Consider the following 18836-nt stretch of genomic DNA (forward strand, 5'->3'; position numbering starts at 1 on the left):
GTGAATCCGTGAGCAATCGCTTCAGACAGCGGCTTTCCTACCGCCTTACCCGTGACACCGTGCTGGTTGCGATGGCTCTGGGTCTGGTGCTCAATGTCGTCCAGATCGGGCTCGACTATTTCAGCGCCAGGGCATCCATGGAGAACGAGATCCACGCCCTGGTCGATATCAGCAAAAGCCCGGCGTCCCAGATTGCCTACAACATCGACGTACGGTTGGCCGAAGAGTTGCTGGACGGCCTGCTCAGACACCCGGCAATGATTGATGCCCGAATCGTCGATAATGACAACCACACCATGGCCGCCTCCAGCAAGAGTAGCCCGGACTCGCCCTACCGTTGGGTCAGCGATCTGCTGTTCGGGGCCGACAGGGTGTTTCGGCAGGAACTGAGCGTGCCACAGCTCGAGGACCTGCCGCTCGGGGAACTCGTCCTCACCATCGATACCTATCATTATGGCTCCCAGTTCCTTGAACGGGCCGGCTACACTCTGGTTAGCGGGCTTTTTAAAAGCCTTATCCTGTCAGCTGCGCTGCTCACCATTTTCTATTTCGTACTTACCCGGCCGATGCTGAACGTTATCAGCGCTCTCAGCCAGGTGCGCGCCAGCTCTCCCGAGAAAGTCAGGTTACCGATTCCGGCGAATCACCGGGAAGACGAAATCGGAACCATGGTCGGCATCATCAACCAGCACCTGGAAACCATTGATTCCACACTGGCCCAGCTCCGGCAGGCCGAGAGCGCCATGAAGAACTACTCCGCCCAGCTCGAACAGGAGGTGGCGGACCGGACCCGGGAAATCTCGGAGAAGAACCGGGCCCTGCAACGGGGTAACCGCGCCCTGGTAAAAGCCAAGGAAGACGCCGTGCGCCGAGCCCGGGCCAGAGCCAATTTCCTGGCCAGCATGAGCCACGAGATCCGCACCCCCCTCAATGGCGTTCTGGGGATGCTCGGCCTGGCGCTTGAGGGCGATCTCGATTCCGAGCAGCGCAACCGGCTGGAGATCGCGCTGAATGCCGGTGAGAGTCTGCTGGGCCTGCTGAACGATATTCTGGACATTTCAAAGGTGGAAGCCGGCAAGCTTAGCCTCGAAAACATCCCGTTCAGCATCCGGCAACTGATCGAGGAGTGCGCAACACTCCATGCCCAACAAGCCCGCAGGAAGGGCATTTACCTGGAAACCGATATTGATCCGGAACTGCCTGAACGCTTTCTGGGCGACCCGACCCGAACCCGGCAGGTGCTCAACAATTTGCTCAGCAATGCCATCAAGTTTACCGACGAAGGCGGCGTCCGGGTGCGGACAGGCTATTCTGGCGGCAGCCTCAGAATCGACGTTGTTGATACTGGCATCGGCATGTCGAAACAGGGCCTGCACCGGATTTTCTCGCCCTTCTCGCAAGCCGACGCAGAGACTACCCGGCTTTATGGCGGCACCGGCCTTGGCCTGACGCTCTGTCGCCAGCTGGTGGAACGTATGCACGGCCAGATTCTGGTGGACTCCCGGGAGGGCAGCGGCACCCATTTTACCGTCACCCTGCCGCTACCTGTTCATGATGCCGCGCCTGCCGCCGTGAATTCGACTGTCCCGAATGGCCGCCCCGATTTTACCAGTGCGGCATTGCAACCGGAGACTGATCAGCCACTGTCGATTCTTCTGGTAGAAGACAACCGGGTCAACCAACTGGTGGCCAGCAGCCTGCTCAAAAAGCTTGGCCACGAGACAGACCATGCAGAAAACGGCCAGAGAGCCATTCACGCGCTGGAGCAGAAGCACTACGACATGGTGCTGATGGACTGCCAGATGCCCGTGATGGACGGCTACGAGGCGACTCAGCGGATACGCCAGAACCCGGAATGGAGAGACCTGCCCATCATCGCGGTGACCGCCAATGTCATGCAGGGCGATCGAGAGGACTGCCTGGCCTCAGGCATGAATGATTACATCACCAAACCCTACAAGCGCGATGATCTGAGGGCGGTGATCAATCGCTGGCGCCCGCCTGTCCCTCAAGAACCGTCAGGACCTGCCTGAGCTCATTTCTCAGGGCCAGCAGCCGTTCCGGCGCCACATCAATACCACACAACAGGCGACCGGGAATCTGCTCAGCCTGGTCCTGCAGGCCGCGCCCTGATTCGGTCAGGGAAACCGTCACCACACGCTCGTCATGCTGGTTTCGGGCGCGGCTCACCAGCCCCCGCTCTGCCAGCCGCTTCAAGAGGGGCGTCAGGGTTCCCGAGTCCAGCCGAAGCCTCGCCGCCAGGTCAGAAACCCTGGTCAGCCGGCCAAGTCTTGCCTGCTCCCAAAGCACCAACATTACCAGGTATTGTGGATAGGTCAGGCCAAGGTCCTTTAACAGGGGGCGGTAGCGGGCCGTTACCGCCCTGTTTGCGGCATACAGGGCAAAACAGACCTGGTTATCAAGGTCCAGCAGATCGCCCTCTGATCCGGGTTTTCCTGTCATGCCGGCAGTAACTTCTCGATGTCAGCCCGGATATCCCCGGGCTTGGTTGTCGGCGGGTAACGGCGGACCACCTTGCCATCGGGCCCCACCAGAAACTTGGTGAAGTTCCACTTCACTTTTTCCGACCCCATCAACCCCCTGGCTTCACGCTTGAGAAAGCGGAACAGTGGATGGGCGCCGTCGCCGTTGACTTCAATCTTGGAAAACATGGGGAAATCGACGCCGTAGTTGAGACTGCAGAACTGGCTGATCGCGTCGTCATTGCCCGGGTCCTGGTTGAGGAACTGGTTGCAGGGAAAGCCCAGCACCTCGAAGCCCCGTCCGCCAAGTTCGGTATGGAGCGACTGAAGCCCCTCGAATTGCGGTGTGAAGCCACACTTGCTGGCGGTGTTAACAATCAGCAGCACCCTGCCCTGATAGTCGGCCATGCTTTTCTGATTGCCTTTGATATCCGTAACTTCGAAGTCGTAAATCGTATTGCCAGCCATTGGTCTCTCCCTGGGTGAAATTAGCTTTTGCAAGATTATATTGTGCACAATTCAGTTAACAAAGTCATGGCCGTACAGGCCGCCTGGGCCAGACTTTTACAAACCGGTTCAGCTTTGCACGGTAAATCTGCCTGAATACGCCACAATTCATCATAATTCCCCTGTTGCCGCCGCCCTTCGCTCCGCTAGAATAAAGCCCTGTCGTTTCGGCAGGCGTCATTTTCCGCTCTCACAAGTAAGGAAGCCCGGGTCCTATGCAGAACTACCATAAATCCGCCAAGCTGGATAACGTGTGTTATGAGATACGTGGCGTAGTTCTGCGGGAAGCGCGGCGGCTGGAGGAAGAAGGCCACCGGGTCCTCAAGCTGAATATCGGCAACCCTGCCGCGTTTGAGCTGGATGTACCGGAAGAAATCCAGCAGGACGTTATTTACAACATGCACCTTGCCCAGGGCTACGTGGAATCAAAGGGCCTGTTTTCTGCCCGCAAGGCGGTCATGCATTACTGCCAGCAACGGGGCATCGATAAGGTCGATATTGACGACATCTACCTTGGCAATGGCGTCAGCGAACTGATCGTCATGTCCATGCAGGCGATGCTCAATACCGGCGATGAGGTACTCATCCCGGCCCCGGATTACCCGCTGTGGACGGCCGCTGTGACCCTGTCCAGCGGCAAGCCCGTGCACTATCGCTGTGATGAACAGCAGGACTGGTTTCCGGACATCGACGATATTCGCAAGAAGATCACCCGTCGAACCCGCGCGATTGTTCTGATCAATCCGAACAACCCGACCGGCGCGGTGTATTCTAAAGAGCTTCTGGAGCAGGTCATCGACCTCGCCCGCAAACACAACCTTATCGTTCTGTCCGATGAGATCTATGACAAGATTCTCTACGATGGCACCCAGCATATTTCCACTGCCTCACTGGCCGACGACGTTCTGTTCTTCACCTACAATGGCCTGTCCAAGAATTACCGGGCGGCCGGGTATCGCTCGGGCTGGATGATTGTCAGCGGGGCCAAACACCGCGCCCGGGATCTGATTGAGGGCATCGAGATGCTCTCCAACATGCGCCTGTGCGCAAACGTTCCGGCGCAACTGGCCATACAGACGGCACTGGGTGGGTACCAGTCGATCAATGACCTGGTTGCTCCGGGCGGGCGGCTCTTCGAACAGAGAGAGACAGCCTGGCGGATGCTCAACGATATTCCGGGCGTAAGCTGCGTAAAACCCCAGGGCGCGCTCTATCTCTTCCCGAAGCTGGATCCCAAGCGCTTCCCCATCGTCAATGATGAAAAGCTGGTGCTGGACCTGTTGCTGCAGGAAAAAATTCTTCTGGTTCAGGGGTCGGCATTCAACGTTGATGACAAACAGCATCTCAGGGTGGTTTTCCTGCCCCGGGAAGACACCCTGGAAGATGCCATGGGCCGGCTCGGAAACTTCCTGACCAATTACCAACAGTAGCGGGAAACCTCATGGCTGATATTCACGTCGAGGAATTCTACAAGGATGTGGCCATTGCCCTGACTCAGCTCTACGGTGCCTTTCCACGAAGGGTAAACGTGTTTGTGGAAGATATTGCCGGGCCCGATGAGCCTGACGAGTTCGGCTTGCACAGCAAGCGGCATATGGCCTGTTTCGGCGCGCTGCTCTGGCTCGCCGAGGAAGGCCTGTTGCGCTATGTCGATACCATTCGCCAGGAAGCGCTGGATCAGGCCGTTCTGACCCGGCACGCCTTTATCCGCCTGAGTGCGCCCGCGCCGGATGCCCTGGCACGGGAGTTTGGAGTTGCCGATGGAAAAGCCACCGGAGCCCTCCCGCCCTCCATTCAGGAAGATCTTTCCACCCATATCCATCTGGTGCGCACCGCCCTCAGAAGCGGCAACTCCGCCCGCATCAGCCAGGTCATGCGGGCAATCTTCTTCGCCGACCACAGCAATGATTAAATCGGTGTAAGGTCATTGATTGATCGGCCCGGGGCCGTATATATCGGTCTGAACAACCGCTTTAATGTCTGTAATGAACTGATCAGGTAACCACCATGCGTATTCTGCTGTTTCTGGCAACCAACCTTGCCGTGATCCTTGTCGCCAGCTTCACGCTTCAACTGCTGGGCGTGGACAGCTACCTCGCCCAGAACGGGATCCAGTATGGCTCGTTACTGGCTTTTGCCGCCGTCTTCGGGTTTGCCGGCGCCATCATTTCCCTGCTCATGTCCAAACCGATGGCCAAGTGGAGCACCCGGGCAAGGGTGATTGACTCCCCGAAAACGCCCGCCGAGCGCTGGCTGGTCGAAACCATCGCCGAACTGGCTAAAAATGCGGGCATCGGCATGCCGGAGGTGGCCATCTTTCCGGCCTCGCAGTCCAACGCTTTCGCAACCGGATGGAACAGGAACAGCGCACTGGTTGCCGTCAGCGAAGGCCTTCTGCAACGTTTCAACAAAGACGAGATCCGGGCGGTGCTTGGCCATGAAATTGGACACGTCGCCAACGGCGACATGGTGACCCTGGCGTTGATTCAGGGCGTGGTGAATACCTTCGTGATATTCGCCTCCCGGGTAATCGGCTCGCTGGTGGACCGGGTGGTGTTCAGGAATGAAAATGGTCACGGCTTCGGCTTTTTTGCGGTCAGTATCGTGGCCGAGATCGTACTGGGCATACTGGCCAGTACCATTGTGTTCTGGTTCTCACGCCGCCGGGAATTCCGGGCCGACATCGCAGGAGCCCAGCTGGCCGGACGTTCAGCAATGATCAGTGCGCTGGCACGGCTCAAGCAGGAAAGCGAAGTCCCGGACCAGATGCCCGACACCCTGCAGGCGTTCGGTATCAATCGCGGTGCCCGGGGCGGATTAAGCGCGCTCTTCATGACCCACCCTCCGCTGGACGTCCGTATACAGGCCTTGCAGAGCGCAAAGCTGTAACAAAGAAACCGGGGCAGCGCCCCGGTTTCTTTGTTTTCTTTCCTGGCACCATCACCGGTCAGGATGTCAGCTTGAAGCCCATTGCCTGAAAACGGTCCCGGAGCGCTTTATTCGCACCCTCAAACCGGATCTCCAGGCTGGAATTCTCCCGGCGTACCGGGTAGTGCCGGCGAAGCCGATCGAAAGCCGCGGCCCGCTCCTCAACCGAACCGGTCATGGCATGCCGGAACCGGGTATCGTCCCGGCGGGGATCGTAGCCGGCTCGCAGTGCAATGCGGGTGGCCTCTACTTCACTGGCAGAGCGGGTGAAAGAGAGCGTGCTGAGGGCGGGTTCCGGCAGAAACTGGTTCGCCGTTTTGCGAACCGGCAAACCCAGCGACCGACTCAGTGCCCGGTAAATCATTTCGGTCCCCTGTACCTTTCCCTCCAGGCTGTACCCGGCGATATGCGGTGTTGCCAGCCATACCTGATCAAGGAGGCCAGGATCGACCCGCGGCTCCTGTTCCCAGACATCCAGCGCCACGGTGGGCGCATGTCCGCGCCCGAGGCGGGTCAGCAGCGCGGCCGAGTCAATCACCTCACCTCGCCCCGAGTTGATAAGCAGCTGGCTTTCGCCCAGGCCATCCAGCGCCTGCTGGCCAACCATATGGAACGTCGGATGGCTACCCTGGCGGGTCAGCGGTGTATGCAGGGTAACTACATCGCACTTCATGGCCTGTGCGAGGGTGACAAATGCCGAGCCCTGGTCTTCGCTTTCTGCCCGTGGCGGGTCGCAAAGCCGCACGTCAAAACCGAGTCTTTTGAGCCTGCGCGCCAGCTCGCCACCGACGTTACCCACGCCGACGATACCGACCGTCAACTGCGACCAGTCGTCCAGACCCCGCTTCTCGGCATAAAGCGACAATACCGATAGCACGTACTCGGCAACACTGTTGGCATTGCAACCAGGCGCAGCCGAAAACCGGATACCCTGGCGTTCAAGCCAGTCCAGATCCACGTGGTCGGTGCCAATGGTCGCGGTACCCACGAAGCGCACCCGACTGCCGTCCAGCAGCTCGCGGTTGACCCGGGTAACGGAGCGCACCAGCAGGACATCGGCATCCCGAAGATCCCCGGCGGTCATGGAGCGGCCGGCAACTCGGCGAATCTCACCGATATCGCCGAAAAATTCGTCCAGTAACGGAATGTTTTCGTCTGCCACGATCAGCATAATCGAGCCTGGCCCTGTCAGTTCCGGCGCTGACGCTGGTTGCGGCCGCCCGGACCACCGCGTCCGCCCTGCCCCTGAGGACGACGGCCCCGCTTGCGGGTAATGGGCGGGTTGTCCATGGGCACCATCAGCGCTTCATCCGGCACGGCGGTTTTCAGCTTCTGGCTGATATAGGACTCGATGGCTGGCAGCGAGAAGGAGTCATCCTCACCGGCAAAACTTATGGAGACCCCGTGTTTCCCGGCCCTGCCGGTACGGCCGATGCGATGCACGTAGTCCTCGGCGTTTTCCGGAAGATTGTAGTTGAACACGTGGGTTACGCCGTTCACATGGATGCCCCGGCCAGCGACATCGGTGGCGACCAGCACCTGGATACTGCCCTTCTTGAACTGGTCCAGCGTCTTGAGGCGTTTGTTCTGGGCAATCTCGCCCGACATCAGGGCCACCTTCACGCCCTGGTTCCGGAGGTCTTCCTCAAGATCTCGGCACTGATCACGCCGATTGGCAAACACCAGCGCCTTTTCCACTTCCGGCCGTTTCAGGAAGTTCACCAGCACCGGCAGCTTTTCGTCGTCGCCTACCAGGTAGACGGTCTGCTCCACCCGCTCGGCGGTTTTCTGCTCGGGCTCGATCTCCACGAATTCGGCATTGCTGGTCCACATGGACGCAAGGTTGAGCACGTCCTGATTGAAGGTGGCACTGAACAGCAGCGTCTGGCGCTCATCCTTGGGCGTGCATTTGCGGATAATTCGCTTCACATCGGGGATGAAGCCCATATCGAGCATACGGTCGGCTTCATCCAGGATCAGGATATCAAGCTGATCGAGGAATACGTCCTGGGAGCCAAGAAAATCAATCAGGCGGCCGGGCGTGGCCACCAGAATGTCGACGATCTCGTTCTGCAACTGATCCCGCTGCTTGTCGTAGTTCATTCCGCCCACAACCGTTACCACATTGTGGCCGGTATGCTGGCACAACTGCTCGGCATCCTTGGCAATCTGCATGGCAAGCTCACGGGTGGGCGCCAGGGCCAGAACCCGGGGCTCCGAAGCAAACCGGTCGTTTTCGGGAATGGGGGTTTCCAGCAGGCTCTGAATCGCCGTGATCAGAAACGCTGCGGTTTTACCAGTGCCGGTCTGGGCCTGGCCGATGAGATCCTCACAGGCCAGTGTCCACGGCAGGGTTTCCGCCTGGATGGGTGTGCAGTATTCAAAACCAATGGCCGTTATCGCATCCAGCAAACGCTTGTCCAGGTTCAGCTCGCTGAACCTGAGGTCGCCGGTGTGTTTTGGGTCAGATGTCATAGAGTCTCAGTTTTCCTGCGGATGTCCTGATGCATAATGGTCCGGAGCGATGCGCCGGGCGTCTTCCTGCCAGCGCGCTTCGAGTGTTGCTCCGCTACCGTAAAATGTTGCCAGCGATTCAAAAAAAGACTGCGCCCGGGGCGGCAACCCCCGTTCCAGATACGCACCCGCCCTGTCACGCACATTCTGGCGGAAGCGAACTTCATTGGCAGCGCCGGCTCCGAAGAGGTTGTCCACACTGATATGAAAACGAAAGCCTGCAGCCACGGAAAATAGCCATTCGATGGCCTGGGGTTTCACCTCAACCTGTTCGAAGGCGAGTTGCTGCTGCAATGTGCGGCCATCCGGGCAGTACCAGTAACCATAGTCGTGCAGAGTGCGCCGGTGCTCACCAGCAATACACCAGTGGCTTATCTCATGCAAAGCACTGGCATAATAACCGTGAGCAAACACAACCCGGGCAAGGCCTTCCGGTCCGCCCGCAGGCAGATATTCAGGTTCATCGCTGCCTTTGACCAGAACTGTCCGGTATGCTTCCCGAAACAGGTCATTAAACAGCATGATAAGATCATTCGGGCTGTGCTTCATTGGGTGGCTATTGTGCGACTTTACCGCCTTCAATACCAGAGGGAACTTTGGCGGGGCCTCCGTGTCCACTGCTCGCGCAACAAACCGCCAGCACGGTGGCACCGGCACCCTGACAGTCCACCTGAACCAGACACCAACCGGGAACCTTTACGAGCAATGACGGCTTTCTCTGCAGTAACGAAGCTGAAACGCCACAGAGCGGCGAACCCACTGAATCTTATCCTGGCACTCGCCGTGTGTCTTGTCGCCGCCACTCCCGCCTGGGCACTCGGCAGCACCTCGGGCTCCCTCTTTGGCGGCCAGGGCAGTTTTGGCGGCCAGAACAGTGGTTTTCTGCCAGTTGACGAAGCACTGCCATTCAGTTCCAGCATCGGCGAAGACGGCGTGATCCTGTCCTGGGATATTACCCCGGGCCACTATCTCTATCGTGAACGGATCAGCATCAGTAGCGCCGATCCGACCGTTGATATCGGCAACCCTGTGTTCTCCAGCACCGGCTCTGCAATTGAAGACGAGTATTTTGGCAAATCCACAGTATTTTTTGACCCGATCCAGGCCCGGGTCCCCGTCACCTTGCCCGCGGGCGTCCGGGAAGCCGAACTCCAGGTAACCTATCAGGGTTGCGCCAAGGCCGGCCTGTGCTATCCACCGCAGACCAGAGATGTTCTTTTTTATCAGGGTAACGGTGGCGAAGCATCCCGGGCGGCGGCCTCCGGAGGGTTGCAACAGACGACCGCCCAGGGACCGGTGAACACCGAGACCGCGACGGGCCTGGCCGGTTTCCTCAAGGCGCAGTCCACCCTCGTGATTGCGGGCGTTTTTCTGCTCCTTGGACTGGGGCTGACCTTTACGCCCTGCGTATTGCCCATGGTCCCGATTATTTCATCGCTGGTTTCCGGCAGGAATACCCCGACGACCAGTCACGCGCTGTTTCTTTCCAGCAGCTATGTTCTGGGCATGGCGCTGACTTATGCCGCAGCCGGGGTGCTGACAGGCCTGCTCGGCGCCAGCTTCAACCTGCAGGCACAACTGCAGTCGCCCTGGGTGCTGAGCGTTTTCGCCCTGATGTTCGTGATATTCGCGCTCTCCATGTTCGATCTGTTCGAGATTCAGCTACCCCGGTTTATCCGCGAATCGCTCAACAATGCCAGCCACCGTCTGACTGGCTCCAGGGTGGCCAGCATATTCGGTATCGGAGCGCTGTCTGCACTGATCGTATCTCCCTGCGTCTCGGCTCCACTGGCCGGCAGCCTGCTTTACATTTCCAGCACCCAGGACGCGGTGATCGGCGGCGTTGCGCTTTTCTCCCTGGGACTCGGCATGGGTATTCCACTGATCCTGGTGGCGGTCGGTGGCCGAAAACTGCTGCCAACCACCGGGCACTGGATGACCGCAGTCAAACACTTCTACGGCGTTATGTTACTGGCGGTTGCGATCTGGCTGATGGAACGCCTGGTGCCGGCCTGGCTGACACTGACGCTCTGGGGGCTGCTGATCGCGGTTACCGGCGTTCAGCTCGGCGCCTTTGATGCTGCGAAGGCTGGCTGGGAGCGCACTCGCAAGGGGCTCGGTCTGGTGCTGTTCGCCTACGGGCTGGCCCTGCTTGCCGGCGCCGCCAGTGGCGCCAACGACCCGTTCAAACCGCTGGCCCCCTTTACCGCGGGAACCGCCACCGCCTTCGCGGGCCCCATCGAGACCCAGCACGCGGGTTTTCAGCGGGTGGAACAGCCCGCCCGGATCCGAGCCATGCTCCGGCAGGCCCGGGAGCAAGGCCGCCCGGTGATGCTGGATTTCTATGCCGACTGGTGCATTTCCTGCAAGGTCATGGAACGCAACGTGTTCAGCAAGCCGGATGTCATCCAGGCACTGGCGCCCTACACCCTGCTACAGATCGACATGACCGGTAACACCCCGGAGCAGCAGGCGCTACTGAATGAGCTGGGCCTGTTCGGACCGCCGGCTATCCTGTTTTACAGCAGCAAGGGCGAGGAGCTGACTCAACTACGGGTGCTCGGCGAGATGGACCGTGAGGAATTCCTCAGCCACCTGCGGGAAGTGAGCCCGAACGTCTGACGCCGTGATCACTCGGCCCGTCGTATCAGGTAGATGAACAGGTCATCGGACGCCTGATGGCTGACCAGCTCATGGCCCAGGAACTGACAAAACCTGGGAATATCCCGGGTTGTGGACGGGTCCGTGGCGATAACCCGCAGGATGCCGCCCGGCTCCACATCATTTATGCGGTTGTGCAGCATCATCACCGGCTCAGGGCAGAAAAGGCCCCGGGCGTCCAGTTCAACGTCGTAATCAGATGCACTCACACCCTGTCTCCTGTCATTTGACCTGATTTTTCGTAAATACATGCTAAATTATTGATTATGGCAGTTTAAACATATGGAGGTCGGCCATGATCCGGGTTCTCATCGAACGTCATATTGCTGAGTCACTGGAGACAGCCTACGCGGAACGCTCGCGCATCATTCTCCAGAGAGCTGTCAACGCCCCCGGGTTCATTTCCGGGGAAGCCCTGATCGACCAACATGACCCTGATCACCGGTTTATTCTTGCCAACTGGCGATCCGAGGCCGACTGGGACCGGTGGTACCACTCCGAGGAACGACACGACCTTATGGCGGAACTGATTCCCATGCTGGATCAGGACGAGAAGATCACGGTGTTGGAGCAAACTGTCGCTTAACCCGTTCGCTCGATAAAGCAGGTGATTTCCTCGCGATCATGATAGAGATGGCGGGCCCTGAGGCGAAATCCGATGCCCGCCTCCCTTAATCCGTTCACCAGAATTTCCTGGCAGACCAGCCACTCATCATAACGCTTCTTCATTGGCAGCTTGAGGTTGAAAACGGTGTAGCGACAGAGGCCCTCGGCAAGCCAGCTAACCGCAAGCCTTGCGGTCTTTCTGGGCTGATCCACGATATCGCAGACCATCCAGTCAATACCACGCTTTGGCCGCCATCCATAGCCATCTGCCACTACGTGCTCAACCTGCCCGGTGGCCATCAGTTCCGGATTCATCGGCCCGTTATCCACAGCGCTCACCAGCATGCCCTGGCGCACCAGTTGCCAGGTCCAGCCACCCGGAGCAGCGCCCAGATCCGCGGCTTTTTTGCCACCACCCAGATACTCGAGTTCCTGGTCAGGCGGCAGGAAGACCTTCCAGGCTTCCTCGAGCTTCAGCGCCGAGCGGCTGGGTGCTGACGCCGGCAACCGCAGTCGCGGAATCCCCCCCACGAAGCGGGCCCGATTGGTAGCGAGACTGAACCCCACGACCGCACGGGAAAAATCCGGCAACAACACCTCGAGGCGGGCCGGTGCGGGCAGGTTCTGGTCTGCTTTCAACAAGCCGGCGCCGCGCAAGCCCCTGGAGAGTGGAGACACCCACTTCCGGGCGAAGTTGCCAAGATCACTATCGGCATTGTTTTCCGGCACCCGGATTTCCACACGCGCGCAGCCCGGAAACCCCCGCCCCAGTTCCGTCAGGCCCTCAATGATGGCACTTACCCGATCCGCCCCGGGAAGATCGATTTCTCCGAGCACCACAAACCAGTCCCGGACAAACACCAGATCCTCCAGGCACAGGCGCGCCATCAGCTCATCGGCGGTTTCCGGAGCCGAGGGATAGAAACGAACCAGGCCACGGTCCTTTTCAGGCTCGAAGAATCCGAAAATACCTTCACCCGCGGCCGCATCGGTTACTTCACGGCCGGCCTCGATTTCAAAGCCCGGCCGGCAAAAAAGCAGAATCTGTTCCATGGACTACCCGAAGTTGGCGGGCCGAATGACAACCCGCAAAAGTTGAATCTGTTTAACAGTGCCGGTTGTCTTCTCTGGCTACACTTCCACATCTGATATCAGCGGGAAGTGCCGAATGTCGCCTGTTTTGCGCATGTTTATTGTCCTGAGCCTTGTACTCTTTCCCGCCCTGGCCACGCCTGATCCAGGGTCACTGCGTATCGGCTGCCAAACCCTCGATGCAACAGACAGCGGTGCCCGCCATTCACTGATGCAGTACGTCTGTTTTTACAGTGCGCCCCCCGGCGAACCCGCCTATGACGCTTCCGAACCCGGGCAGCTTCCCGAGGATCTGGCCTGGACTCCGGCCCACGGCCGGGACCTGGTTTTCAGCGCCACCCGGTCGGTTTACTGGGTGCATCTGCACATCCGCAACTCGGGGGCTCATCGAAGCCTCTGGTACCTGAAGCTGGATTACCCGCTGCTGGATGAGATCACCTTCTGGCAAACAGGGCATGATACTACAGAGTCTCTTGTAACCGGTGATCAACACCCGTTTTCCTCCCGGGGAATAGACTACCGGTATTTTCTTCTGCCGGTCACTCTGGATGCAGGCGAGACCCACTCGATTACTCTGAGAGTTCACAGCAGCGGTGCCCTGAATGTTCCTCTAAGCCTGGAAACACCTGCCGAAATCATTGCCGGCAGCAATCACCTGACACTGGCCCACGGGCTGTTTTACGGGGCACTTCTGGTGTTCGCCGTATTCAATCTGCTGCTGTTCTTCAGTTCCGGCACGGTATACTACTTTTACAATGCCTTCTACATGGCTGCCCTGGGGCTCTTCCTGTTTGCGATGGGCGGCTTTGCCAATCAGTATTTCTGGTCAAACAGTACCGACCTTGCCAATACCTCCATTCCGCTTTCGTTGTCTCTCTGTGCCTTGGCCATGACACTTTTTGGCCGCTCATTTCTGGACGTCTCGCCCGGAACCACCTCGGAAACCGCGCTTAAAACCCAGGCCTGGCTATGCGTCGGGTTCCTCGCTCTGACATTCGTTCTGCCCTACAGCAAAACCATCCTGCTGAACACAGTGTTGACACTCGCAGTCATCTCAAGCCTTTTCATCATTGCGGCCATTCGCTGGAAACAGGGTTATCAGCCAGCGCTCTGGTACCTGCTTGCCTGGCTGGTCATGCTGATTGGCGGCCTGATTTACGCGCTGGCAGCATTCGGCTACCTCACTGACTTCCTGGCCAGGGAGGCGCTGATGCAAATTGCCGTCGGCGGGCAGGTCATTCTGCTCAACTACGCGATGGTGCAGCGTTGGCGCCTGCTCAACGAAAAACTGCTGGCGGTGGAACACAATGCCCGGACCGAGCTCGAATTCAAGGTTCACGAGCGCACCGCACAGCTCAGGAGCACCATGCGGGAGCTGGAAAAGGCCAACCGGAAGCTGTCAACCCTCAGTCTGAACGATGCCCTGACGGGACTGCACAACCGGCGGCACCTGGATACCATTTTCCCCGAACTGTGTGCCGAAGCACGCCGGACAGGCCACACGTTGAGCCTTGCTCTGGTGGATGCGGATCATTTCAAGAGAATCAACGATACCTGGGGTCACAGCTTTGGTGATACCTGCCTTCAGTTTATTGCAGAAATGCTGAGCCGCCATGTGAAGCGCCCGCGGGATATTGCGATCCGCTTTGGTGGCGAGGAGTTTGCACTCCTGCTACCGGGAACCGACGCCTCTGGCGCAAGAAACGTCTGTAACGCGTTGCTGGCCGACATCGCCAACACACCCTTAACGGCACCGGATGGCACCGAGGTGCGGATCACCCTCAGCGCGGGCATCGCCTCCCTGGCCGCCGGCGAAAACCAGGACCAACTTTTCGAGCGGGCAGACGAAGCACTCTACGCGGCGAAAACTGAGGGCCGTAACTGTGCCCTGCTGTCTCAAGCCACCGAAGCATAAGGGCACTATGTGCCAGTCCCTCAGGATGTCACAAATTCATCAATGAAAATCCGTGTTTCCCTGGCAGCGGTGGCCAACAGGTCCCGCCAGGTGAGCTGTTGGCGCTTGAGTGGCTGAAAATCGTGGTTGCCCCCCTCCAGCCAGCGTAACCTTACGAATCCGAGCGCCTGTTCATGGCCGACCATTTCGTCAGGCTTGCCAAACGGATCACGGGTTCCCTGCACAATCAGCGCTGGCGATCTCACCTCATGGAAGTGGCCGGTACGCCATTGCTCCGGCTTTCCCGGCGGATGGAAGGGGTATCCGTAACAAGCGACACCATCGATACCGTCCCGCTGGCTGGCCAGAAGACTGGCCATTCGCCCTCCCATGGATTTGCCGCCAACCAACAACCGGCCACCATCGCCCAGCTCTGCACGCATCTCATCGACCAGCAGGGAAAAGTGCTCCAGCAACACAACCTGCCGGTCTGGCGGTCGCTTTTTGCCATCGGCCCGACGCTTCTGCATGTAGGGGAACTCAAACCGGACCGTGGTAATTCCCTCTGCTTTCAGAGCATTGGCGAGCGCCTCCATGAAGGGCGAATCCGCCGGAGCACCGGCACCGTGCGCAAGAATCAGTGTAATATTCTCACTATTCCCACAACCTTTGATCTTGATCAACCTCACAGAATTCACCTCGGCGGTTTACGGGTTTATCATTCCTCCCCAGGCAACAAAGATTCCACGTGGTAAACAACTCCAATAACGCCTTGAAAAAGGAAGCCATGTTGCTGATTTCGGCGCATTTGACGGATGTCAGGAGTTGACCTGAGTCATTGCAAACAGCTAATGGTTTCTCCATACTTGCGACCGCATATTTCCCCACTTTAAACCCATTGGTAAGGCTATGAGCACAGTAGATGCAAACCTGACATATAACTATAAGGTGGTGAGGCAGTTCGCCATCATGACGGTAGTCTGGGGCATTGTTGGCATGGGAATGGGCGTGTTGATCGCGTCCCAGCTTGTCTGGCCATCGATGAACCTGGATATGCCCTGGACGCACTTTGGTCGTCTCCGCCCCCTGCACACTAACCTGGTAATCTTCGGATTCGGCGGTTCAGCGTTGTTTGCCACTTCCTACTACGTTGTTCAACGGACGTGTCAGGCACGGCTTATTTCGGATGGTCTGGCGGCCTTCACGTTCTGGGGCTGGCAGGCGATTCTGGTCGGTGCCATCATCACCCTGCCGCAGGGTCTGACCTCGTCCAAGGAATACGCCGAACTGGAATGGCCCATCGATATTGCCATCGCTGTTGTCTGGGTAGCCTACGCTCTGGTGTTCTTCGGAACAATCATGAAACGCAGTACGCCACACATTTACGTGGCGAACTGGTTCTATGGCGCATTCATCATTACCGTTGCCGTTCTGCATATCGGTAACAACCTGGCCCTGCCGGCCGGCGCCTTCAAGTCCTATTCGGCCTACGCCGGTGTCACCGACGCCATGATGCAATGGTGGTGGGGCCACAATGCGGTAGGTTTTTTCCTGACCGCGGGCTTCCTCGGCATGATGTACTATTTCGTGCCAAAGCAGGCCAACCGTCCCGTCTATTCCTACCGGTTGTCCATCGTTCACTTCTGGGCGCTGATTGCCACCTATGTCTGGGCCGGTGGCCACCACCTGCATTACTCTGCTCTGCCGGACTGGGCACAGACCGCGGGTATGGTTATGTCCCTGATTCTGCTGGCGCCTTCCTGGGGCGGCATGATCAACGGCATGATGACCCTGTCAGGTGCCTGGCATAAACTCCGCACCGACCCTATCCTGCGGTTCCTGGTGGTCTCCCTGTCGTTCTACGGCATGTCCACCTTTGAAGGCCCGATGATGGCCATCAAGACCGTAAACGCCCTGTCCCACAACACGGACTGGACCATCGGCCACGTCCACTCCGGCGCTCTGGGCTGGGTAGCCATGATCAGTATCGGCGCAATTTATCATCTGGTTCCGAAGCTCTGGGGTCTCCGGGCGATGTACAGCACCAGCCTGATCAACATTCACTTCTGGCTCGCCACTGTTGGTACCGTGCTTTACATCGTTGCCATGTGGGTTAACGGCATCATGCAGGGCCTGATGTGGCGTGCTGTCAACGAAGACGGCACGTTGACCTACAGCTTCGTCGAAGCCCTGGAAGCTTCATATCCGGGTTACTTCGTCCGCTTCGTCGGTGGCGTAATCTTCCTGAGCGGTATGCTTGTTATGGCTTACAACGTCTACATGACCGTACGCCAGAAAGATGCGGTTGCGCAGGACAACGCGGCAACACAGCCGGCGTAACGGGAGAGAGATCAGATGAAACACGAAATAGTTGAAAAGAATATCGGCCTGATGATCGTACTGATCATCCTGACCATCAGTGGTGGCTTTCTGGCCGAAGTAGTGCCCCTGTTCTTCCTGAAGAGCGTGAATGAGCCAATTGAGGGCCTCGAGCCTCTGTCAGCGCTCGAGCTGGAAGGTCGGGACATCTACATCCGTGAAGGCTGCCACGTGTGCCATACCCAGCAGATCCGTCCGTTCCGTGCGGAAACCGAGCGCTATGGCCACTACTCCGTTGCGGGTGAGTTCGTATACGACCGGCCGTTCCTGTGGGGCTCCAAGCGCACCGGCCCTGATCTAGCGCGCGTCGGCGGGCGTTATTCCGACGCCTGGCACCGTCAGCACCTTTACAACCCACGCAGCGTGGTGCCCGAATCGAACATGCCGGCGTTCCCCTGGTTGTTCGAGGATAGGGTGGACTTCACCCAGACCGCCGAAAAGCTGGAGACCCTCCAGACCCTGGGCGTGCCCTACACCGACGAGCAGATTGCCAATGCAGCCGCTGAGGTTAAAGGCAAATTTGAAATTCAAGCTCTGGTCGCCTACCTGCAGCAGCTGGGTACGGTGATTTCAGAAAAACGGTGAACCCATGGATATTAATGAGTTGCGCGGCATTCACACGCTTCTGGTAATGGCGGTTTTTTTTGGAATCGTCTGGTGGGCGTACAGCGCCCATCGCAAGAAGGCCAACGATGAAGCAGCCCACCTGATCTTCGAAGATGACGACGTGGAGCAGCGTACGCTCGAACAGGAAAAAACGGAGAAAAAACAATGAGTACCTTCTGGAGCATCTGGGTCAGCGTGATCGTGCTTGGTACCGTTTTTGGCTGCTGGTGGCTGCTTTGGGCAACCCGTAAAAGCCAGCCGACCGATAGCGAAACCGACCGCACCATGGGCCATTCCTTTGATGGCATTGAGGAATATGATAACCCCCTTCCCAAGTGGTGGTTCTATCTGTTCATCGCTACCTGTGTTTTCGCACTTGGCTACCTCGCTCTGTATCCCGGCCTTGGCAACTGGAAAGGCCTGCTGGGCTGGACCTCCCACAATCAGTGGCAAGCGGAAGTTGCCGCCGCTGAGGAAAAATATGGAGAGATCTACGCACAATTTGGTCAGACGCCGGTTCCGCAACTGGCCGAAAACGGCGATGCGATGAAGATCGGCCAGCGCCTGTTTGCCAACAACTGTGCTGTCTGCCACGGTTCTGCTGCGCGTGGCCAGGTTGGTTTCCCCAACCTGACCGACGATGACTGGCTGCACGGTGGAACCCCCGAAGCCATCCTGACAACCCTGCACAATGGCCGAATTGCCAACATGCCCGCTAAAGGCGTGATGCCAAACATGACCAATGAGCAGGTTGACCAGGTCGTCAACTACGTTCTGAGCTTCAGCGGCCGGGCAAAGGATGCCGAGGCTGCAAAAGCCGGCAAGCAGATCTTCGCCCAGGCGTGTTCGGCCTGTCACGGCCCCAACGCCAAAGGCAACAATGCCATCGGCGCGCCCAACCTGACCGACAACACCTGGCTTTACGGCTCGACCTACGACTGGATCAAGGAAACCGTGATGAACGGCCGTCAGAACCAGATGCCCGCTCAGGAAGGTCGCCTCTCAGACGACCAGATTCAGATACTGGCTGCTTACGTATACAGCCTGTCAAACTGAATCACCCGACCGGGGTCTATCCCCGGTTCGGTCTTTTCAACCCTGTGTCTGCCCTGCGGGCACAGGCTTGAAAGGATCAGCAGTCTCCGGGGCGGCCGCCCCACACCATT

19 protein-coding genes are annotated in these 18836 nt (G+C 58.4%); 11 read left to right on the forward strand and 8 right to left on the reverse strand.

Features of this window, described 5'->3' with window-relative positions:
* Nucleotides 1–8 precede the first annotated feature (8 nt).
* The gene (locus msub_RS04530) at nucleotides 9–2033 is read left to right on the forward strand and encodes an ATP-binding protein (RefSeq protein WP_048494909.1); all 2025 of its coding nucleotides are present in this window, start codon (nucleotides 9–11) and stop codon (nucleotides 2031–2033) included.
* Here msub_RS04530 and msub_RS04535 read toward each other — a convergent pair.
* Both msub_RS04535 and msub_RS04540 read right to left on the reverse strand, forming a co-directional pair.
* Nucleotides 1984–2463, reverse strand: a complete 480-nt coding sequence (locus msub_RS04535; protein WP_048494910.1) for a MarR family winged helix-turn-helix transcriptional regulator — start codon at nucleotides 2461–2463, stop codon at nucleotides 1984–1986. The two genes, msub_RS04530 and msub_RS04535, sit on opposite strands and share 50 nt — an antisense overlap.
* Complete coding sequence (locus msub_RS04540; RefSeq protein WP_048494911.1) at nucleotides 2460–2951, reverse strand: glutathione peroxidase; 492 nt, start codon at nucleotides 2949–2951, stop codon at nucleotides 2460–2462. The genes msub_RS04535 and msub_RS04540 overlap by 4 nt, the downstream gene beginning before the upstream one ends.
* A 254-nt stretch (nucleotides 2952–3205) precedes the next feature.
* On the opposite strand from msub_RS04540, the gene msub_RS04545 reads away from it, so the two are divergent.
* From msub_RS04545 to htpX, 3 genes are all read left to right on the forward strand, one after another.
* Nucleotides 3206–4420, forward strand: coding sequence for a pyridoxal phosphate-dependent aminotransferase (locus tag msub_RS04545; protein ID WP_048494912.1), 1215 nt, complete (start codon nucleotides 3206–3208; stop codon nucleotides 4418–4420).
* Nucleotides 4421–4431: 11 nt separating this feature from the next.
* Nucleotides 4432–4902 (forward strand): hypothetical protein, encoded by a 471-nt coding sequence (locus msub_RS04550; RefSeq protein WP_048494913.1) that lies wholly within the window; start codon nucleotides 4432–4434, stop codon nucleotides 4900–4902.
* Nucleotides 4903–4997: 95 nt separating this feature from the next.
* The gene (htpX, locus tag msub_RS04555; protein WP_048494914.1) at nucleotides 4998–5879 is read left to right on the forward strand and encodes a protease HtpX; all 882 of its coding nucleotides are present in this window, start codon (nucleotides 4998–5000) and stop codon (nucleotides 5877–5879) included.
* A 58-nt stretch (nucleotides 5880–5937) separates the two neighbouring features.
* On the opposite strand, the gene pdxB is transcribed toward htpX, so the two are convergent.
* From pdxB to msub_RS04570, 3 genes are read right to left on the reverse strand one after another with little or no spacing between them, the layout of a single operon-like run.
* Nucleotides 5938–7089: a 4-phosphoerythronate dehydrogenase PdxB gene (gene pdxB, locus msub_RS04560; protein WP_048494915.1), complete on the reverse strand. Its 1152-nt coding sequence runs from the start codon at nucleotides 7087–7089 to the stop codon at nucleotides 5938–5940.
* Between the two features lie 17 nt (nucleotides 7090–7106).
* Nucleotides 7107–8393 (reverse strand): DEAD/DEAH box helicase, encoded by a 1287-nt coding sequence (locus msub_RS04565; protein ID WP_048494916.1) that lies wholly within the window; start codon nucleotides 8391–8393, stop codon nucleotides 7107–7109.
* Nucleotides 8394–8399: 6 nt separating this feature from the next.
* Complete coding sequence (locus msub_RS04570) at nucleotides 8400–8981, reverse strand: elongation factor P hydroxylase (RefSeq protein ID WP_048494917.1); 582 nt, start codon at nucleotides 8979–8981, stop codon at nucleotides 8400–8402.
* A gap of 156 nt (nucleotides 8982–9137) precedes the next feature.
* Between msub_RS04570 and dsbD the strand changes: the two genes are divergently transcribed.
* Nucleotides 9138–11054 carry a protein-disulfide reductase DsbD gene (gene dsbD, locus msub_RS04575; RefSeq protein WP_048494918.1) on the forward strand — a complete coding sequence of 639 codons (1917 nt, stop codon included), beginning with the start codon at nucleotides 9138–9140 and terminating at the stop codon, nucleotides 11052–11054.
* A gap of 8 nt (nucleotides 11055–11062) precedes the next feature.
* Here dsbD and tusA read toward each other — a convergent pair whose 3' ends face one another.
* The gene (gene tusA / locus msub_RS04580) at nucleotides 11063–11344 is read right to left on the reverse strand and encodes a sulfurtransferase TusA (protein WP_048494919.1); all 282 of its coding nucleotides are present in this window, start codon (nucleotides 11342–11344) and stop codon (nucleotides 11063–11065) included.
* 44 nt (nucleotides 11345–11388) lie between these two features.
* Here tusA and msub_RS04585 point away from each other — a divergent pair, with 44 nt between their 5' ends.
* A complete protein-coding gene (locus msub_RS04585; protein ID WP_048494920.1) occupies nucleotides 11389–11679 on the forward strand; it encodes an antibiotic biosynthesis monooxygenase family protein in 291 nt (96 codons plus the stop codon).
* On the opposite strand, the gene rlmM is transcribed toward msub_RS04585, so the two are convergent.
* A complete protein-coding gene (rlmM, locus tag msub_RS04590; RefSeq protein ID WP_048494921.1) occupies nucleotides 11676–12752 on the reverse strand; it encodes a 23S rRNA (cytidine(2498)-2'-O)-methyltransferase RlmM in 1077 nt (358 codons plus the stop codon). The two genes, msub_RS04585 and rlmM, sit on opposite strands and share 4 nt — an antisense overlap.
* A 115-nt stretch (nucleotides 12753–12867) precedes the next feature.
* On the opposite strand from rlmM, the gene msub_RS04595 reads away from it, so the two are divergent.
* Nucleotides 12868–14706 carry a sensor domain-containing diguanylate cyclase gene (locus msub_RS04595; protein ID WP_048494922.1) on the forward strand — a complete coding sequence of 613 codons (1839 nt, stop codon included), beginning with the start codon at nucleotides 12868–12870 and terminating at the stop codon, nucleotides 14704–14706.
* Nucleotides 14707–14726: 20 nt separating this feature from the next.
* On the opposite strand, the gene msub_RS04600 is transcribed toward msub_RS04595, so the two are convergent.
* Nucleotides 14727–15374 (reverse strand): alpha/beta family hydrolase, encoded by a 648-nt coding sequence (locus msub_RS04600; protein WP_048494923.1) that lies wholly within the window; start codon nucleotides 15372–15374, stop codon nucleotides 14727–14729.
* Nucleotides 15375–15594: 220 nt separating this feature from the next.
* On the opposite strand from msub_RS04600, the gene ccoN reads away from it, so the two are divergent.
* The 4 genes from ccoN to ccoP are packed head-to-tail and all read left to right on the forward strand — an operon-like array spanning nucleotide 15595 to nucleotide 18726.
* A complete protein-coding gene (gene ccoN / locus msub_RS04605; protein WP_048494924.1) occupies nucleotides 15595–17025 on the forward strand; it encodes a cytochrome-c oxidase, cbb3-type subunit I in 1431 nt (476 codons plus the stop codon).
* A gap of 15 nt (nucleotides 17026–17040) precedes the next feature.
* A complete protein-coding gene (gene ccoO / locus msub_RS04610) occupies nucleotides 17041–17649 on the forward strand; it encodes a cytochrome-c oxidase, cbb3-type subunit II (protein ID WP_048494925.1) in 609 nt (202 codons plus the stop codon).
* 4 nt (nucleotides 17650–17653) lie between these two features.
* The gene (locus tag msub_RS04615; protein ID WP_048494926.1) at nucleotides 17654–17839 is read left to right on the forward strand and encodes a CcoQ/FixQ family Cbb3-type cytochrome c oxidase assembly chaperone; all 186 of its coding nucleotides are present in this window, start codon (nucleotides 17654–17656) and stop codon (nucleotides 17837–17839) included.
* The gene (gene ccoP, locus msub_RS04620) at nucleotides 17836–18726 is read left to right on the forward strand and encodes a cytochrome-c oxidase, cbb3-type subunit III (RefSeq protein WP_048494927.1); all 891 of its coding nucleotides are present in this window, start codon (nucleotides 17836–17838) and stop codon (nucleotides 18724–18726) included. Before msub_RS04615 ends, ccoP begins: the two co-directional genes overlap by 4 nt.
* The last annotated feature ends 110 nt before the right edge of the window (nucleotides 18727–18836 follow it).

It is taken from the genome of Marinobacter subterrani (assembly GCF_001045555.1).
GTDB classification, from domain to species: Bacteria; Pseudomonadota; Gammaproteobacteria; order Pseudomonadales; family Oleiphilaceae; genus Marinobacter; species Marinobacter subterrani.

Excerpts from the sequence above, each read along its gene's own strand:
- rlmM (WP_048494921.1), bottom strand. The coding sequence starts at position 12,752 with ATGGAACAGATTCTGCTTTTTTGCCGGCCGGGCTTTGAAATCGAGGCC.
- msub_RS04550 (WP_048494913.1), top strand. The coding sequence starts at position 4,432 with ATGGCTGATATTCACGTCGAGGAATTCTACAAGGATGTGGCCATTGCC.
- msub_RS04595 (WP_048494922.1), top strand. The coding sequence starts at position 12,868 with ATGTCGCCTGTTTTGCGCATGTTTATTGTCCTGAGCCTTGTACTCTTT.
- msub_RS04585 (WP_048494920.1), top strand. The coding sequence starts at position 11,389 with ATGATCCGGGTTCTCATCGAACGTCATATTGCTGAGTCACTGGAGACA.
- pdxB (WP_048494915.1), bottom strand. The coding sequence starts at position 7,089 with ATGCTGATCGTGGCAGACGAAAACATTCCGTTACTGGACGAATTTTTC.
- tusA (WP_048494919.1), bottom strand. The coding sequence starts at position 11,344 with ATGTATTTACGAAAAATCAGGTCAAATGACAGGAGACAGGGTGTGAGT.
- ccoP (WP_048494927.1), top strand. The coding sequence starts at position 17,836 with ATGAGTACCTTCTGGAGCATCTGGGTCAGCGTGATCGTGCTTGGTACC.
- ccoO (WP_048494925.1), top strand. The coding sequence starts at position 17,041 with ATGAAACACGAAATAGTTGAAAAGAATATCGGCCTGATGATCGTACTG.
- ccoN (WP_048494924.1), top strand. The coding sequence starts at position 15,595 with ATGAGCACAGTAGATGCAAACCTGACATATAACTATAAGGTGGTGAGG.
- msub_RS04540 (WP_048494911.1), bottom strand. The coding sequence starts at position 2,951 with ATGGCTGGCAATACGATTTACGACTTCGAAGTTACGGATATCAAAGGC.
- msub_RS04545 (WP_048494912.1), top strand. The coding sequence starts at position 3,206 with ATGCAGAACTACCATAAATCCGCCAAGCTGGATAACGTGTGTTATGAG.
- dsbD (WP_048494918.1), top strand. The coding sequence starts at position 9,138 with ATGACGGCTTTCTCTGCAGTAACGAAGCTGAAACGCCACAGAGCGGCG.
- msub_RS04535 (WP_048494910.1), bottom strand. The coding sequence starts at position 2,463 with ATGACAGGAAAACCCGGATCAGAGGGCGATCTGCTGGACCTTGATAAC.
- msub_RS04615 (WP_048494926.1), top strand. The coding sequence starts at position 17,654 with ATGGATATTAATGAGTTGCGCGGCATTCACACGCTTCTGGTAATGGCG.
- htpX (WP_048494914.1), top strand. The coding sequence starts at position 4,998 with ATGCGTATTCTGCTGTTTCTGGCAACCAACCTTGCCGTGATCCTTGTC.
- msub_RS04570 (WP_048494917.1), bottom strand. The coding sequence starts at position 8,981 with ATGAAGCACAGCCCGAATGATCTTATCATGCTGTTTAATGACCTGTTT.
- msub_RS04565 (WP_048494916.1), bottom strand. The coding sequence starts at position 8,393 with ATGACATCTGACCCAAAACACACCGGCGACCTCAGGTTCAGCGAGCTG.